This window comes from Streptomyces sp. NPDC107500, assembly GCF_055582785.1.
In genome coordinates this window covers 709994-725281 of record NZ_JBVJPF010000003.1, presented here as the reverse complement: position 1 = coordinate 725281, position 15288 = coordinate 709994, and the positions used below count along the sequence as shown (strand labels likewise).

The 15288-nt window shown below is 70.0% G+C and carries 17 protein-coding genes; 14 read left to right on the top strand and 3 right to left on the bottom strand.

Going from position 1 to position 15288, the window contains the following annotated elements; translation table 11 throughout:
* Nucleotides 1–104: 104 nt before the first annotated feature.
* The 8 genes from map to truA all read left to right on the top strand — a co-directional run bounded on the left by map (nucleotide 105) and on the right by truA (nucleotide 5377).
* A complete protein-coding gene (gene map / locus ACZ67M_RS14895) occupies nucleotides 105–941 on the top strand; it encodes a type I methionyl aminopeptidase (protein ID WP_392009929.1) in 837 nt (278 codons plus the stop codon).
* A 151-nt stretch (nucleotides 942–1092) separates the two neighbouring features.
* Nucleotides 1093–1314, top strand: coding sequence for a translation initiation factor IF-1 (infA, locus tag ACZ67M_RS14890; RefSeq protein ID WP_003948620.1), 222 nt, complete (start codon nucleotides 1093–1095; stop codon nucleotides 1312–1314).
* 68 nt (nucleotides 1315–1382) lie between these two features.
* Entirely contained in the window at nucleotides 1383–1496 is a 114-nt protein-coding gene (gene rpmJ, locus ACZ67M_RS14885; RefSeq protein WP_003974245.1) for a 50S ribosomal protein L36, read from the top strand.
* A gap of 187 nt (nucleotides 1497–1683) precedes the next feature.
* Complete coding sequence (rpsM, locus tag ACZ67M_RS14880; RefSeq protein ID WP_003974244.1) at nucleotides 1684–2064, top strand: 30S ribosomal protein S13; 381 nt, start codon at nucleotides 1684–1686, stop codon at nucleotides 2062–2064.
* 67 nt (nucleotides 2065–2131) lie between these two features.
* Nucleotides 2132–2536 (top strand): 30S ribosomal protein S11, encoded by a 405-nt coding sequence (gene rpsK, locus ACZ67M_RS14875; protein WP_007443997.1) that lies wholly within the window; start codon nucleotides 2132–2134, stop codon nucleotides 2534–2536.
* 139 nt (nucleotides 2537–2675) lie between these two features.
* Complete coding sequence (locus ACZ67M_RS14870) at nucleotides 2676–3698, top strand: DNA-directed RNA polymerase subunit alpha (RefSeq protein ID WP_003966937.1); 1023 nt, start codon at nucleotides 2676–2678, stop codon at nucleotides 3696–3698.
* A 183-nt stretch (nucleotides 3699–3881) separates the two neighbouring features.
* Nucleotides 3882–4382 carry a 50S ribosomal protein L17 gene (rplQ, locus tag ACZ67M_RS14865; protein ID WP_161327693.1) on the top strand — a complete coding sequence of 167 codons (501 nt, stop codon included), beginning with the start codon at nucleotides 3882–3884 and terminating at the stop codon, nucleotides 4380–4382.
* 140 nt (nucleotides 4383–4522) lie between these two features.
* Nucleotides 4523–5377 (top strand): tRNA pseudouridine(38-40) synthase TruA, encoded by an 855-nt coding sequence (gene truA, locus ACZ67M_RS14860; protein ID WP_392009935.1) that lies wholly within the window; start codon nucleotides 4523–4525, stop codon nucleotides 5375–5377.
* Here truA and ACZ67M_RS14855 read toward each other — a convergent pair whose 3' ends face one another.
* Nucleotides 5378–6271, bottom strand: coding sequence for a hypothetical protein (locus ACZ67M_RS14855; protein ID WP_392099140.1), 894 nt, complete (start codon nucleotides 6269–6271; stop codon nucleotides 5378–5380). It abuts the gene before it with no gap.
* Nucleotides 6272–6345: 74 nt separating this feature from the next.
* Between ACZ67M_RS14855 and ACZ67M_RS14850 the strand changes: the two genes are divergently transcribed.
* The 4 genes from ACZ67M_RS14850 (at nucleotide 6346) to glmM (ending at nucleotide 10273) form a co-directional block, all read left to right on the top strand.
* Nucleotides 6346–7551: a glycosyltransferase 87 family protein gene (locus ACZ67M_RS14850; protein ID WP_469851106.1), complete on the top strand. Its 1206-nt coding sequence runs from the start codon at nucleotides 6346–6348 to the stop codon at nucleotides 7549–7551.
* Nucleotides 7552–7758: 207 nt separating this feature from the next.
* Nucleotides 7759–8202, top strand: a complete 444-nt coding sequence (rplM, locus tag ACZ67M_RS14845; protein ID WP_064729367.1) for a 50S ribosomal protein L13 — start codon at nucleotides 7759–7761, stop codon at nucleotides 8200–8202.
* A 42-nt stretch (nucleotides 8203–8244) separates the two neighbouring features.
* Nucleotides 8245–8757 (top strand): 30S ribosomal protein S9, encoded by a 513-nt coding sequence (rpsI, locus tag ACZ67M_RS14840; protein WP_043380984.1) that lies wholly within the window; start codon nucleotides 8245–8247, stop codon nucleotides 8755–8757.
* Nucleotides 8758–8914: 157 nt separating this feature from the next.
* Nucleotides 8915–10273, top strand: a complete 1359-nt coding sequence (gene glmM / locus ACZ67M_RS14835) for a phosphoglucosamine mutase (RefSeq protein WP_361352878.1) — start codon at nucleotides 8915–8917, stop codon at nucleotides 10271–10273.
* Between the two features lie 84 nt (nucleotides 10274–10357).
* Here glmM and ACZ67M_RS14830 read toward each other — a convergent pair whose 3' ends face one another.
* Entirely contained in the window at nucleotides 10358–11299 is a 942-nt protein-coding gene (locus tag ACZ67M_RS14830; protein ID WP_392099143.1) for a DUF389 domain-containing protein, read from the bottom strand.
* Between the two features lie 31 nt (nucleotides 11300–11330).
* Entirely contained in the window at nucleotides 11331–12320 is a 990-nt protein-coding gene (coaA, locus tag ACZ67M_RS14825; RefSeq protein ID WP_122615773.1) for a type I pantothenate kinase, read from the bottom strand.
* Between the two features lie 228 nt (nucleotides 12321–12548).
* Between coaA and ACZ67M_RS14820 the strand changes: the two genes are divergently transcribed.
* The gene (locus tag ACZ67M_RS14820) at nucleotides 12549–13340 is read left to right on the top strand and encodes a hypothetical protein (protein WP_392099145.1); all 792 of its coding nucleotides are present in this window, start codon (nucleotides 12549–12551) and stop codon (nucleotides 13338–13340) included.
* Between the two features lie 96 nt (nucleotides 13341–13436).
* Nucleotides 13437–15284 (top strand): glutamine--fructose-6-phosphate transaminase (isomerizing), encoded by a 1848-nt coding sequence (gene glmS / locus ACZ67M_RS14815; protein WP_125495600.1) that lies wholly within the window; start codon nucleotides 13437–13439, stop codon nucleotides 15282–15284.
* Nucleotides 15285–15288 lie beyond the last annotated feature (4 nt).

Genomic DNA, 15288 nt, shown 5'->3' with positions numbered 1-15288 from the left:
GCCCTGGGGGCCGCGGCTGAGCTGTGAGGTGGGGTGGGGCCGGTCCACCCCCGTATCGTTGGAAGCGTCCCGTTCCCCTCCGGTCCAGAAAGGCCGCAGTCCCCATGGTGCAGATCAAGAGCCCCGAGCAGATCGCCAAGATGCGTGAGGCGGGGCTGGTCGTAGCCGCCATCCACGCGGCCACCCGCGAGGCCGCCGTGCCCGGCGCCACGACCAAGGACCTGGACCAGGTCGCCCGCAAGGTGCTCGCGGAGCACGACGCCAAGCCGAACTTCCTCGGGTACGGCGGCTTCCCCGCGACCATCTGCACGTCCGTGAACGAGGTCGTCGTCCACGGCATCCCCTCCGACGACGTGGTCCTCAAGGACGGCGACGTCATCTCCATCGACTGCGGCGCGATCATCGACGGCTGGCACGGCGACGCGGCCTACACGGCCTTCGTCGGCTCCGGTCACTCCCCGGAGCTGGTCGAGCTGTCCCGGGTGACCGAGGAGTCGATGTGGGCGGGCATCGCGGCCATGAAGCAGGGCAACCGGCTCGTGGACGTCTCCCGGGCCATCGAGACGTACATCCGCCGCCAGCCGAAGCCCGGTGGCGGCAAGTACGGGATCATCGAGGACTACGGCGGCCACGGCATCGGCACCGAGATGCACATGGACCCGCACCTGCTGAACTACGTCGACCGCCGGCGCGGCAAGGGCCCGAAACTGGTCCCCGGCTTCTGCCTCGCCATCGAGCCGATGGTCTCCCTCGGCACCCCCCGCACGGAGGTCCTGTCGGACGACTGGACGGTCATCACGACGGACGGCACCTGGTCCTCCCACTGGGAGCACTCGGTCGCCCTCACGGACCAGGGGCCCTTGGTCCTGACATCTCCCGATGGCGGCAGGGCGAAGCTGGCGGAGCTGGGCGTCACGGCCGCGCCGGACCCCCTTGCATAACGATCTCGCATCCGGGGCAGACTTCCCCGTTTCGCCTTTCCGGGGCTGCTGACGTAGACTGACTCGTCGGCTCTCGTGCACCCGCATGTCTGCATGCGCTCGTATTCGGTGCGCAGGAGTCGATCAAGGTAGTCGATTCGAAGGGCGAAGCGTGGCCAAGAAGCAAGGTGCCATCGAGATCGAGGGCACTGTCGTCGAGTCTCTTCCGAACGCCATGTTCAAGGTCGAGCTCCAGAACGGCCACCAGGTCCTGGCACACATCAGCGGCAAGATGCGCATGCACTACATCCGCATCCTCCCTGACGACCGGGTCGTGGTGGAGCTGTCTCCGTACGACCTGACGCGTGGCCGGATCGTCTACCGGTACAAGTAGATCTTGCCCACGTCCCAGGCCGTCAGGCCCAGGGACCGCCGGCAACTGACCCGGAGAACCTCACACCCATGAAGGTCAAGCCGAGCGTCAAGAAGATCTGCGACAAGTGCAGGGTGATCCGCCGTCACGGTCGGGTCATGGTCATCTGCGACAACCCGCGCCACAAGCAGCGCCAGGGCTGACGCACGACCGTCCCTCCGCGATTCGCAGGACTTCGCGCGACGCGAGCTGAACATGTTCATACGCAGAACCCGGGCGCCCAGGCGTCCGACACCCCCGGTTCGGAGGCCGGGGACCCGATTCGTACCTCATACGGCGGCCGGGGACCGGTTCTGTGGAAGACCTCCGACAATCAACTGGAGCCATTGAATGGCACGCGTTTCCGGTGTTGACATCCCGCGCGAAAAGCGCGTCGAGATCGCCCTCACCTACGTGTTCGGCATTGGCCGGACCCTCTCGCAGCAGACGCTCGCCGCCACCGGCGTGGACCCGAACACCCGTGTTCGGGACCTCTCCGAGGAGCAGCTCGTCGCGATCCGCGAGTACGTCGACAACAACATCAAGACCGAGGGTGACCTCCGCCGCGAGGTCCAGGCCGACATCCGCCGCAAGGTCGAGATCGGTACCTACCAGGGTCTGCGTCACCGTCGTGGCCTGCCCGTCCGCGGTCAGCGCACCAGCACGAACGCCCGCACCCGCAAGGGCCCGCGTCGCGCCATCGCCGGCAAGAAGAAGCCGGGCAAGAAGTAGTCCGCAGCGGACTTCGCCGTCCAGCGGTCTTCGCTGTAGGACCGACCACCTCCCGTAGGAGAACGACATGCCCCCCAAGGGACGTCAGGGCGCGACCAAGAAGGTGCGCCGCAAGGAAAAGAAGAACGTCGCTCACGGCCACGCGCACATCAAGAGCACGTTCAACAACACGATCGTGTCCATCACGGACCCGACCGGCAACGTGATCTCCTGGGCCTCCGCCGGCCACGTCGGCTTCAAGGGCTCCCGGAAGTCCACGCCGTTCGCCGCGCAGATGGCCGCCGAGTCGGCTGCCCGCCGCGCCCAGGAGCACGGCATGCGCAAGGTCGACGTGTTCGTCAAGGGCCCGGGTTCCGGTCGTGAGACCGCCATCCGCTCCCTCCAGGCGACCGGCCTCGAGGTCGGCTCGATCCAGGACGTCACGCCCACCCCGCACAACGGCTGCCGTCCCCCGAAGCGCCGTCGCGTCTGATCTCGCTTCACCGCGACGTCGCTTCACCCGCTTCACCAGGGTTTCCGGGCGGTACGGCTCCTTCGGGTCGTATCGCCCGTACCCTTGCAGTACTGGTCGGGCGTCAAATAGCGGGCGCCCCTGACTGAAGGATCACCACATGCTGATCGCTCAGCGTCCCTCGTTGACCGAAGAGGTCGTCGACGAGTTCCGCTCCCGGTTCGTCATCGAGCCGCTGGAGCCGGGCTTCGGCTACACCCTCGGCAACTCCCTGCGTCGTACGCTCCTCTCCTCGATCCCCGGCGCTGCTGTCACCAGCATCCGGATCGACGGTGTCCTGCACGAGTTCACCACCGTGCCGGGCGTCAAGGAGGACGTCACCGACCTGATCCTCAACATCAAGCAGCTGGTCGTGTCGTCCGAGCACGACGAGCCCGTCGTGATGTACCTGCGCAAGCAGGGCCCGGGTCTGGTCACCGCCGCCGACATCGCGCCCCCGGCCGGTGTCGAGGTGCACAACCCCGACCTCGTCCTCGCCACGCTCAACGGCAAGGGCAAGCTGGAGATGGAGCTGACCGTCGAGCGCGGTCGCGGCTACGTCTCCGCCGTGCAGAACAAGCAGGTCGGTCAGGAGATCGGGCGCATCCCGGTCGACTCGATCTACTCGCCGGTTCTCAAGGTCACGTACAAGGTCGAGGCCACGCGTGTCGAGCAGCGGACCGACTTCGACAAGCTGATCGTCGACGTCGAGACCAAGCAGGCCATGCGTCCGCGCGACGCCATGGCGTCGGCCGGCAAGACCCTGGTCGAGCTGTTCGGTCTCGCCCGCGAGCTGAACATCGACGCCGAGGGCATCGACATGGGTCCGTCCCCGACGGACGCCGCGCTCGCCGCCGATCTGGCGCTGCCGATCGAGGAGCTGGAGCTCACCGTTCGGTCGTACAACTGCCTCAAGCGCGAGGGCATCCACTCCGTGGGTGAGCTCGTCGCCCGCTCCGAGGCCGACCTGCTGGACATCCGCAACTTCGGTGCGAAGTCCATCGACGAGGTCAAGGCCAAGCTCGCGGGTATGGGGCTTGCGCTGAAGGACTCGCCTCCCGGATTCGACCCGACCGCCGCCGCGGACGCCTTCGGCGCCGACGACGACGCGGACGCCGGGTTCGTGGAGACCGAGCAGTACTAAGAGCTCGGGCCTTCCGGTTCGTACTCGGGTGCGGGTGCGCTGTGCTTGATCGCGCAGTTCCCCGCGCCCCTTCCGGGCACGGTCCCGTCGGGACCTATGCCCGGATCTCCGACAGGCGACCGCCTGCTCGGATACTGACCTCGGTACCTGATACGGCCGGGGCAGACACCTAGGAGAAACACCATGCCGAAGCCCGCCAAGGGTGCCCGTCTGGGCGGCAGCGCCGCGCACGAGAAGCTGCTCCTCGCGAACCTCGCGAAGTCGCTCTTCGAGCACGGCAAGATCACGACCACCGAGGCGAAGGCCCGCCGCCTGCGCCCGTACGCCGAGCGTCTGGTCACCAAGGCGAAGAAGGGCGACCTTCACAACCGCCGTCAGGTGCTCCAGGTGATCACGGACAAGAGCGTCGTCCACACGCTCTTCACCGAGATCGGCCCGCGCTACGAGAACCGCCCCGGTGGTTACACGCGCATCACCAAGATCGGTAACCGCCGTGGCGACAACGCGCCCATGGCCGTCATCGAGCTGGTCGAGGCGCTGACCGTGGCGCAGCAGGCGACCGGTGAGGCCGAGGCCGCCACCAAGCGTGCCGCCAAGGACGCCGACGTTGCCGAGACCAAGGTCGACACGACCAAGGGCGACGAGGCTGCCGAGGCTCCCGCCGAGGAGTCGAAGGACGCCTAAGCGTCTGCCGGGGGCTGTGCGATTTCGGCTGCGGGTTCGTCGTGGCTTGTCGCGCAGTTCCCCGCGCCCCTTGAGGGCGTTGCGGGTCCGTCCCTTGTAAGGGGCGGACCCGCTTTTTGCGTACTTGAGAGGATCCTGGAGTGAGTGATGAAGTGGAGCCCGGGTTCGTCCGGGTGCGGTTGGATCTCTCCTATGACGGGAGCGAGTTCTCCGGGTGGGCCAAGCAGGCCGGGGGGCGGCGGACCGTGCAGGGCGAGATCGAGGACGCGCTGCGGACGGTCACGCGGTCGCCCAGGACGTACGAGCTGACCGTGGCGGGACGCACCGACGCCGGGGTGCACGCCCGGGGCCAGGTCGCCCACGTCGACCTGCCGCGCGAGGTGTGGGCCGAGCACCACGAGAAGCTGCTCAAGCGGCTCGCGGGGCGGCTGCCGAGGGACGTGCGGGTCTGGGCCCTGCGAGAGGCGCCCAGTGGGTTCAACGCCCGGTTCTCCGCGGTCTGGCGGCGCTACGCCTACCGGGTCACCGACAATCCGGGCGGCGTCGACCCGCTGCTGCGCGGTCACGTCCTGTGGCACGACTGGCCGCTCGACGTGGACGCCATGAACGAGGCCGCCCGCGGACTGCTCGGCGAGCACGACTTCGCCGCCTACTGCAAGAAGCGGGAGGGGGCCACCACCATCCGGACGCTTCAGGAGCTGAGCCTGGTGCGCGGGGAGGACGGGATCGTCACCGCCACCGTGCGGGCCGATGCCTTCTGCCACAACATGGTGCGCTCCCTCATCGGGGCGCTGCTGTTCGTCGGCGACGGCCACCGGGCGCCCGACTGGCCGGCGAAGGTGCTGGCCGCCGGGGTCCGCGACTCGGCGGTGCACGTCGTACGGCCGCACGGGCTGACGCTGGAGGAGGTCGGTTACCCGGCGGACGAGCTGCTCGCCGCCCGGAACAAGGAGGCCCGCAACAAGCGGTCCCTGCCCGGCGCCGGCTGCTGCTGATCAGCCCTCCGCCGCCGCCGACGCCTGGGCCTCGCCGCGCCCGCGGATCTGCCGGAAGGCGAACTCGGCGAGGTCGTCGCCGGCCCGGAAGACCTCCGTGGACTTCTCCGTGACGTCCTTGCCGCCGGTGGAGCCCGCGACGGTGAAGTAGGCGTAGCGGCCGTAGGAGTTGGTGGTGGAGCGGCAGACCGCGCCGGTGCAGAAGGACTTGACCCCGCCGCCGGACAGCGAGCGCACGATGCTCTTCTTGTCGGCCTGCTTCTTGGCCTTGGCGGCCTGCGCCTCGGTGTCGAAGACGGCCACGCCGACGGTCACGGCGGTGTCGCCCTGGGTGTACGTGACGCGGATCAGCCGGGTGCAGTCGTTGTCGTTCAGGACCTTCGGCAGCGAGCCCTGGACGGCGGAGCCGCAGGTGCGGGTGTCGGCCGTGGGGCCCTTCTTGTAGACCGTCTCGCCCATGGTCAGCTGCGTGCCGGGGAAGAGCAGGTCCGGGCTGAGCGGGGCCTTGTCCTTCTTGGCGCTGGCGACGAAGTCCTTCGGGTCCAGCGGCGGCGGGGCGCTGGTCGGCGCGAAGGAGGGGGCGGTGGCCGTCGCGCTCGGGATGTCGGCCGTCCCGGGCAGCTGCGAGGACGGACTGTCGGAGGCCTGGCCGGAGCCGTTCGCCGAGACCACGGCCACGGCGACGGCACCGGCTATCGCCACGGTGGCCAGCGCGCCCCCGCCGATGAGGAACAGCCTGCGGCGCTTGGCACGGGCCTCGGAGGCCTCGGCGAGGGCCGCCCAGTCCGGGGTGTTGTCGCTTTCACCACTGTTCCAGGGCTGCTGTTGCTGCTGCTGCGACTGCGGTGTCCAGGGATCCCACTGTGACTGAGGTCCCCCCTGCCCAAAGCTCATGGGGCGCATCTTAGACGGGCCGAGCGGCGTGCTGGTGCGCGTCCCCGGGGCCCGCAGCGCCTAGCGTTCCGTGCATGCGGACGGGCAAAAGCGACATCTCCGGGTGGTTGGTGCGGCCTGCGGGAGGGCACCTGTGGGCGGTTCTCGTGACCGTGCTGGCGGCCTGCGCGGCACACGCGGCACGGGTGACCTCGGACGGTGGCATGGACAACGCGATCGTCGTGCGGGCCGCCCGCACCTGGCTGGCCGGCGGCTCCCCGTACGACGATCCGCACTTCCTCTATTTTCCGAGCGCGGTCCTCGCCGCCGTCCCGCAGGCGCTGCTGCCCGGGGCCGTGCTGCGGGTGCTGGTCCCGTGCGCGGTGACGGCCCTGCTGGCGCTGGCCTGGGCGTGTGCGCTGCGGCTGCACCGCGTGCCGCTCGGCAGCCGGCTCGCGGTCCTCGGGCTGACCGGGCTCGCGGTGGGCTTCGCGCCGTTCGGGCACCTGGTGCGGCTCGGCAACTGGACGGTCACGGCGACCGTGGCGCTCCCGCTGTCCCTGCTGCTGGCGAGCCGGGGCCGGTGGACCGCGGCGGGCGCGGTGGTCGGCGCGGCGGTCGCGCTCAAGCCGCTGCTCGCGCCCGTCCTGCTGCTCTTCCTGTTCGCCGGGCGGTGGCGGGCCCTGGCGGCGGCCGTCCTGGTGCCCACGCTGGCCTCCGGCGCGGCGGCGCTGGCGATGCCCGACCCGGCCGGCTTCTTCACCCGCACCCTGCCTTTCCTGCTGCACGGCGACGACGGCTTCGTACGGCTCTACGAGGCCTCCCCGGCGGCCGTGCTGCCCCGGCTGGGGGTGCCGCAGGGGCTCGCGCAGGGGCTCGCGGTGGCGGCGGCCTGCGCCGGGGTGCTCTGCGCGTACCGGCGCTGGCGCCGCGGGGACCCCGGTCCGCTGCGGCTCGCGGAGACCGGCGCCGGACTGATGCTCTCGGCGTTCCTCGTCTCCCGGCCCTCCTACGACCACTACCTCCTGGTCGCCCTGCCGCTGCTGCTCGCCGGGCTGCCGTACGGTGGATCGGTGGCCCGCGGGGTGTGGTTCTGGATCTCCCTGGTGCCTCAGGTACCGGGGCTGACCTGGCCCTGGCTGGATTCGGAGCGGCGCCGGGCCTTCCGGGACGCGTTCACCCTGTGCGTGCTCGCGGTGACGGTGGCGCGGCAGGGCCGGTCCGGTGTGCCGGACGCCGGCGGCCGGGTTCCGTCCGGGCGGTCGCCGGAGCCCGCGCGGGCCCCGGCGACCCCGTTTTGACCCGGCCGTGGGCGCCCGGGTATTCTGCACAGTCGTATGTGTATTGGCTTGCTCATTCTCACGTGAGGGGCCCTTACACCGGTCCACCGGGACCGATGACCAGCGACCAGCACGCGGTATGCGTCACCGCGGTGCGGTCAGGGCTGTCGTGATCGTCTTCGGTGACCATGTCAGGACCACTCACTGAAGAAGCGAAGGCTACGAACCGTGCGTACGTACAGCCCCAAGCCCGGCGATGTGACGCGCCAGTGGCACGTCATCGACGCTCAGGACGTCGTCCTGGGTCGTCTGGCCACCACTGCGGCCTCCATCCTGCGCGGCAAGCACAAGCCGATCTACGCGCCCCACGTCGACACCGGTGACTTCGTCATCATCATCAACGCCGACAAGGTGCACCTCTCCGGCAACAAGCGGACCCAGAAGATGGCGTACCGCCACTCCGGCTACCCGGGCGGTCTGCGCTCCGTCCGCTACGACGAGCTCCTGGACAAGAACCCCGAGAAGGCCATCGAGAAGGCCGTCAAGGGCATGCTTCCCAAGAACTCGCTGGGCCGTCAGATGCTCTCGAAGCTGAAGGTCTACAAGGGTGACCAGCACCCGCACGGCGCGCAGCAGCCGCAGCCGTTCGAGATCACCCAGGTCGCGCAGTAGTTCCGGCCACCCCCTAAGACTGAAGAGAATCTGAGGAGCATCGTGGCCGAGACCACTGCCGAGCAGCCGCTCGAAGAGATCGACATCGACAGCTACACCACCGAGTCCGAGGTCCCCGTCGAGGGTGAGTACACCTCGGAGTCCATGGCCTCCGCCTTCGGCGAGCCCCAGCCGGCCGCCGGCCTGGGCCGTCGCAAGAACGCCATCGCCCGCGTCCGGATCGTCCCGGGCACCGGCAAGTGGAAGATCAACGGCCGCACCCTTGAGGACTACTTCCCCAACAAGGTGCACCAGCAGGAGGTCAACGAGCCCTTCAAGGTGCTCGAGCTGGACGACCGTTACGACGTCATCGCCCGCATCGCCGGTGGCGGTGTCTCCGGCCAGGCCGGCGCGCTCCGTCTCGGTGTCGCCCGCGCCCTGAACGAGGCCGACGTCGACAACAACCGCGGTCCGCTCAAGAAGGCCGGCTTCCTCAAGCGCGACGACCGTGCGGTCGAGCGCAAGAAGGCCGGTCTGAAGAAGGCCCGCAAGGCTCCGCAGTACAGCAAGCGCTAAGTCGCACCGGCTGTACTCCGAACGCCCCGGCGGCACGCCACTGTGCTGCCGGGGCGTTCGTTTATCCCCGTCGTTGGGCGTATAACGGCACAAGACGTTCAAGCGTTCAGAAGCTGAAATGCTTGTGTTCGGAATTGACGTTTCCTCAGGAGGACAAGTGGGACGACTCTTCGGCACGGACGGCGTGCGCGGCGTCGCCAACGCGGATCTGACGGCCGAGCTGGCGCTCGGACTCTCCGTGGCCGCGGCGCACGTACTGGCCGAGGCGGGCACCTTCGCCGGACACCGGGCGACCGCGGTGGTGGGCCGGGATCCGCGCGCCTCCGGCGAGTTCCTGGAAGCCGCCGTCGTCGCGGGTCTGGCCAGCGCCGGCGTGGACGTGCTTCGGGTCGGCGTGCTGCCGACGCCCGCGGTCGCCCACCTCACCGGCGCGCTCGGCGCCGACCTCGGCGTGATGCTCTCCGCCAGCCACAACGCCATGCCCGACAACGGCATCAAGTTCTTCGCCCGCGGCGGCCACAAGCTCGCCGACGAGCTGGAGGACCGGATCGAGTCCGTCTACGCGGAGCACCGCACCGGCGCCCCCTGGGACCGCCCGACCGGCGCCGGCGTGGGCCGGGTGCGGGACTACGACGAAGGGCTCGACCAGTACGTCGCCCACCTCGTCGGCGTGCTGCCGAACCGGCTCGACGGACTGAAGATCGTCCTCGACGAGGCGCACGGCGCGGCCTCCCGGGTCTCGCCCGAGGCGTTCGCGCGGGCCGGTGCCGAGCTGGTCACCATCGGCGCGGTGCCCGACGGCCTCAACATCAACGACGGCTGCGGCTCCACCCACCTCGACCTGCTCAAGGCCGCCGTCGTCGAGCACGGCGCCGACCTGGGCATCGCCCACGACGGCGACGCCGACCGCTGCCTCGCCGTGGACCACACCGGCGCGGAGGTGGACGGCGACCAGATCCTCGCCGTGCTCGCGCTGGCCATGCGGGAGCGGGAGGCGCTGCGTTCGGACACGGTCGTCGCGACGGTCATGTCCAACCTGGGCTTCAAGCTCGCCATGGAGCGCGAGGGCATCCGGTTCGTGCAGACCGGCGTCGGCGACCGGTACGTCCTGGAGGAGATGAAGGAGCACGGCTACGCCCTCGGCGGCGAGCAGTCCGGGCACGTCATCATCCTCGACCACGCCACCACCGGTGACGGCACGCTGACCGGGCTGATGCTGGCGGCGCGGGTCGCGCAGACCGGCCGCTCGCTGCGCGAGCTGGCGGGGGTCATGGAGCGGCTGCCGCAGGTGCTGATCAATGTGCCGGACGTGGACAAGTCGCGGGTGACGACCTCTGCCGAGTTGGCGACGGCGGTCTCCGAGGCGGAGCGGGAGCTGGGCAGTACCGGGCGGGTGTTGTTGCGGTCGTCCGGGACCGAGCCGCTGGTGCGGGTCATGGTCGAGGCGGCGGACATCGAGCAGGCTCGGTCTGTTGCCGGGCGGCTGGCGGATTCCGTCAAGTCGGCGCTGGGGTAGTTCGCGGGGCCGGGTTCGGGGTGGGGGTTCTGTTCGTCGCGGGCTGCGGGTTCGTCGTGGCTTGTCGCGCAGTTCCCCGCGCCCCTAGGTGGGCTTCCCTGTCCGGCGTCGTTGGGTTGCCCACAGGGCCTTCTGGGCGAGCAGGGTCAGGGTGCCGGCCAGGATGATGGCGACCAGGTTGAGCACGAGCTGCTCGCTCGAGCGCAACGCCTGGTGGGTGTCGTCGTAGAAGAGGGCCACGGCCGCGTTCGCGGCCGCCGGGACGGTCGTCACCGAGATGGCGACGCCGACCAGCGCACCCGACTTGGCGGACGTCAGGGACAGCGTCCCCGCGGCCCCGGCCAGGACCGCCACCACGAACGAGAACCAGTCGGGGGCGTAGACGAACCCGGTGTTGGGGCGGTCGCCCTCCAGCCTGGCCTCGCTGAACAGGTTGAACGCGTCCATCATCCAGCTGAAGCCCACCGTCACCGCCATCGCCACCGCGAAGCCCACCAGCAGGGCGGTCAGTGAGCGCAGGGCCAGCCGCGGGGCCCGTTGGACGATCGCGGTGCAGACGCCGGCCAGGGGGCCGAACTCCGGGCCGACCGCCATCGCGCCCACGATCAGGATCGCGTTGTCCAGCACCACACCGCAGGCCGCGATCATCGTGGCCAGCGTGATGAAGGCGACGTACGTGACGGAGAGGGTCGACTCCTCGTGCGTCGCCTCCTCCAACTGCTCCCACAGCACCGCGTCGGCGGGCTCGCCCGGGGCGTCCTTCTCCGCCTTGTCGGCGCGCTCGGAGAGGGAGAGGTCGATGTTCTCCGCGGTGATGGCGCCGCAGCTGTCGATGCCCAACGACCGCAGGCCGCCGATGAGTTCGTCGCCCGCCTCGCGGGCCACGTCGCACATGACGACGTCCCCCTCGGGTTCGCGGGCGACGCCAGGCAGGACGACGAGATGAGTGGTGCCGACGGTACGGTCGATCAGTCGGACCACCTCGTCGGTCCGGTCGGCCGGGGTGATCAGGCGCAGATGCAGCATCCGGTATTTCTACCGTCGACCGGGCCCCGCGTCACAGCTTGCGCAGACTGAGGCGCTGCACCTTGTGGTCGGGGCCCTTGCGCAGGACGAGGGTGGCCCGGCCCCGGGTGGGGGCCACGTTCTCCACCAGGTTGGGCTTGTTGATGGTGCGCCAGGTGGTGCGGGCGTAGTCGAGGGCCTCCTCCTCCGACACCTGGGTGTACTTGCGGAAGTACGAGGACGGGTTCTGGAAGGCGGTCTCGCGCAGCTTCCGGAAGCGGCTGAGGTACCAGTGCTCGATGTCCTCGGTGCGGGCGTCGACGTACACGCTGAAGTCGAAGTAGTCGGCGAGCCCGACCCTGGTGCGGCCGTCCTTGCCGGGCAGCGCGGGCTGGAGCACGTTGAGGCCCTCGACGATCAGGATGTCGGGGCGGCGGACGACGAGCTTCTGGTCCGGGACGATGTCGTAGATGAGGTGGGAGTACACGGGTGCCGTGACCTCCGCCTTGCCCGCCTTGATGTCGGCGACGAAGCGGGTCAGGGCCCGGCGGTCGTAGGACTCGGGGAAGCCCTTGCGGGACATCAGGCCGCGTTGCTCCAGCTCCCGCGTCGGCAGCAGGAAGCCGTCGGTCGTGACCAGTTCGACGCGCGGGTGCTCGGGCCAGCGGGACAGCAGCGCCTGGAGCAGGCGGGCGACGGTGGACTTGCCGACCGCGACCGAGCCGGCGACCCCTATGACGAACGGGGTGCCGGACTGGGAGCCCTGCGCGCCGAGGAAGGTGTTCAGGGCGCCGCGCAGGCCGTCGGTGGCGCCGACGTAGAGGTTGAGGAGCCGGGACAGCGGGAGGTAGATGTCCCGCACCTCGTCGAGGTCGATGACGTCGCCGAGGCCGCGCAGCTTCTCGACCTCCTCGGCGGTCAGCGGCAGCGGCGTCTTCTCGCGCAGCGCGCTCCACTCGGTGCGGGTGAGGTCGACGTAGGGAGTCGCCTCCGGCCGGTGCCGGTGGGCGCTCCGCGGTATCGAGGGGACCGGAGAGATCACAGTCCATTGTTAACGGAGTTTGAACGGGGCGGCAGGTGGGCTGTGTCACGCCCGCTCCGGCCCTCCCGGCGGAGATCACGTGGGCGTCACGGTCGGGTATCGGGTGGCGCAGTCCTGATCACCTGTCAGTCAGCTGTGTCTACAGTCATCGCACGTTTGTGCGGATGCGTGTCCTGACGCCTGTGTGGACCTTCGAGGACATCCGCCATCTTGAAGAAAGAGCCCGACGTGAGACTGACCGTCATCCGCCGTACCGCGCTCGCGGCCTCCGCCGCCGCCCTGGCCCTGCTCGTCACCGCCTGCGGGTCCTCCGACGACGGTGGCGACGGCAGCGGCGGCAAGGCGTCCGGCGACGGCAAGGACGCGGGCGGCGCGGCCGCTTCCGCGGCTCCGGCGCTCACCGCGGCCGAGCTGGAGAAGGCGGCCCTGACGCAGGCGGACGTCAAGAACGGCAAGGTCACCAAGGTGTCGGCGGCGGACGACGTGGCCAAGGACAAGGTGAAGGGCGACAAGGCGGAGTGCGAGCCGCTCGCCTTCGCCGAGACCGGCGTCCCCCTGGGCGAGCCCGCGGCGGCCGTCAAGCGGAGCTGGACCGAGGGTCCGAAGAAGCCGTCCGGTGACGCGGGCACCGAGGAGGCCATCGGCGCCGCGTTCGACCTGGACAAGGCGCTGGTGACGCTGGCGACCTACGACGACGGCGGTGCCGAGGCGGTGCTGAAGGACGTGAAGGAGGCGGCCGGCGCTTGCGCCGGCGGCTTCACCTTCACCGCAATGGGTGAACCGGCCAAGATCGCCAAGGTGGCGCAGGGAGAGGCGGCCGGCGGGGCGGACGAGTCCGTCGCCATGACGATGACGATGGTCGGGGAGGACGGTGACGAGTTCCCGGTGAAGGTGTCCGTCACCCGCAAGGGCTCCACCGTCGCCACCTTCACCGTCCTCAATCTGGCCGCCGCCGGCACCGGCAAGGACTTCCCGTTCCCCACGGAGATCAGCGACGCGCAGCTCGCCAAGCTGGGCTGAATCCGGCCGCCGGGGTCTTCGTACCCCGGCGGGAATTTCCGATTTCGGGCACGACAAGCCCGGTTCGGGATCGAATCTGATCGTAGGCTGCCGGTCATGTGCGGAATCGTGGGATACGTGGGGTCGCAGTCGGCGCTCGATGTCGTGATGGCCGGACTGAAGCGGCTCGAGTACCGGGGATACGACTCGGCGGGCGTGGCCGTGCTCGCGGACGGCGGCCTCGCCACCGCGAAGCGGGCCGGCAAGCTCGTCAACCTCGACAAGGAACTGTCCGAACACCCGCTGCCGTCCGCCGCGACCGGCATCGGCCACACCCGCTGGGCCACCCACGGCGGCCCCACCGACACCAACGCCCACCCGCACCTCGACAACGCGGGACGGGTGGCCGTGGTGCACAACGGCATCATCGAGAACTTCGCGCCTCTGCGGGCCGAGCTGGCCGAGCGCGGCCACGAACTGCCCTCCGAGACCGACACCGAGGTCGTCGCCCACCTGCTCGCCGAGGAGTTCTCCGCCTGCGCCGACCTCGCCGAGGCGATGCGGCTGGTGTGCCGTCGGCTGGAGGGCGCCTTCACCCTGGTCGCGGTGCACGCGGACGCGCCGGACGTGGTCGTCGGCGCCCGCCGCAACTCGCCGCTGGTGGTGGGCGTGGGGGAGGGCGAGTCCTTCCTCGCCTCGGACGTGGCGGCCTTCATCGCGCACACCCGGGACGCCCTGGAGCTGGGCCAGGACCAGGTCGTCGAACTGCGCCGGGACGGTGTGACGGTCACCGGCTTCGACGGCAGCCCCGCCGAGGTCCGCTCGTACCACGTCGACTGGGACGCCTCGGCCGCCGAGAAGGCCGGCTACGACTACTTCATGCTCAAGGAGATCGCCGAGCAGCCCAAGGCGGTCGCCGACACCCTGCTGGGCCGCATCGACGGGTCCGGCACGCTGAGCCTGGACGAGGTGCGCATCCCGCCGGGGGTGCTGCGCGAGGTCGACAAGGTCGTCATCGTCGCCTGCGGTACGGCCTTCCACGCCGGGCTGATCGCCAAGTACGCCATCGAGCACTGGACGCGGGTCCCCTGCGAGGTGGAGCTGGCCAGCGAGTTCCGCTACCGCGACCCGATCCTCGACCAGCAGACGCTGGTCGTCGCGATCTCCCAGTCCGGCGAGACCATGGACACCCTCATGGCCCTGCGCCACGCCCGCGAGCAGGGCGCCAAGGTGCTGGCCATCTGCAACACCAACGGCTCCACCATCCCGCGCGAATCCGACGCGGTGCTCTACACGCACGCGGGACCCGAGGTCGCCGTCGCCTCCACCAAGGCGTTCCTCACCCAGCTGGTCGCCTGCTACCTGGTCGCCCTCTACCTCGGGCAGGTGCGGGGGACCAAGTACGGCGACGAGATCCGCGACGTCGTCCGCGACCTCTCGCGGATCTCCGGCGCGGTCGAGCGGGTGCTGGAGACCATGGAGCCCGTGCGCGAGCTGGCGCGCTCCCTCGCCCACAAGAACACGGTGCTGTTCCTGGGCCGGCACGTCGGGCACCCGGTCGCCCTCGAAGGCGCGCTGAAGCTCAAGGAGTTGGCGTACATGCACGCCGAGGGCTTCGCCGCGGGCGAGCTGAAGCACGGGCCGATCGCGCTGATCGAGGAGGACCTGCCGGTCGTCGTGGTCGTGCCGTCGCCGCGCGGGCGCTCCGTTCTGCACGACAAGATCGTGTCCAACATCCAGGAGATCAGGGCCCGGGGCGCCCGCACCATCGTGATCGCCGAGGAGGGCGACGAGGCGGTCGTCCCGTACGCCGACCACCTGGTCCGCATCCCGGCCACGCCGACCCTGCTCCAGCCGCTGGTGGCGACGGTGCCGTTGCAGGTCTTCGCGTGCGAGCTGGCGACGGCCCGGGGCAACGAGGTGGACCAGCCGCGGAACCTGGCGAAGTCCGTGACGGTGGAGTGATTCA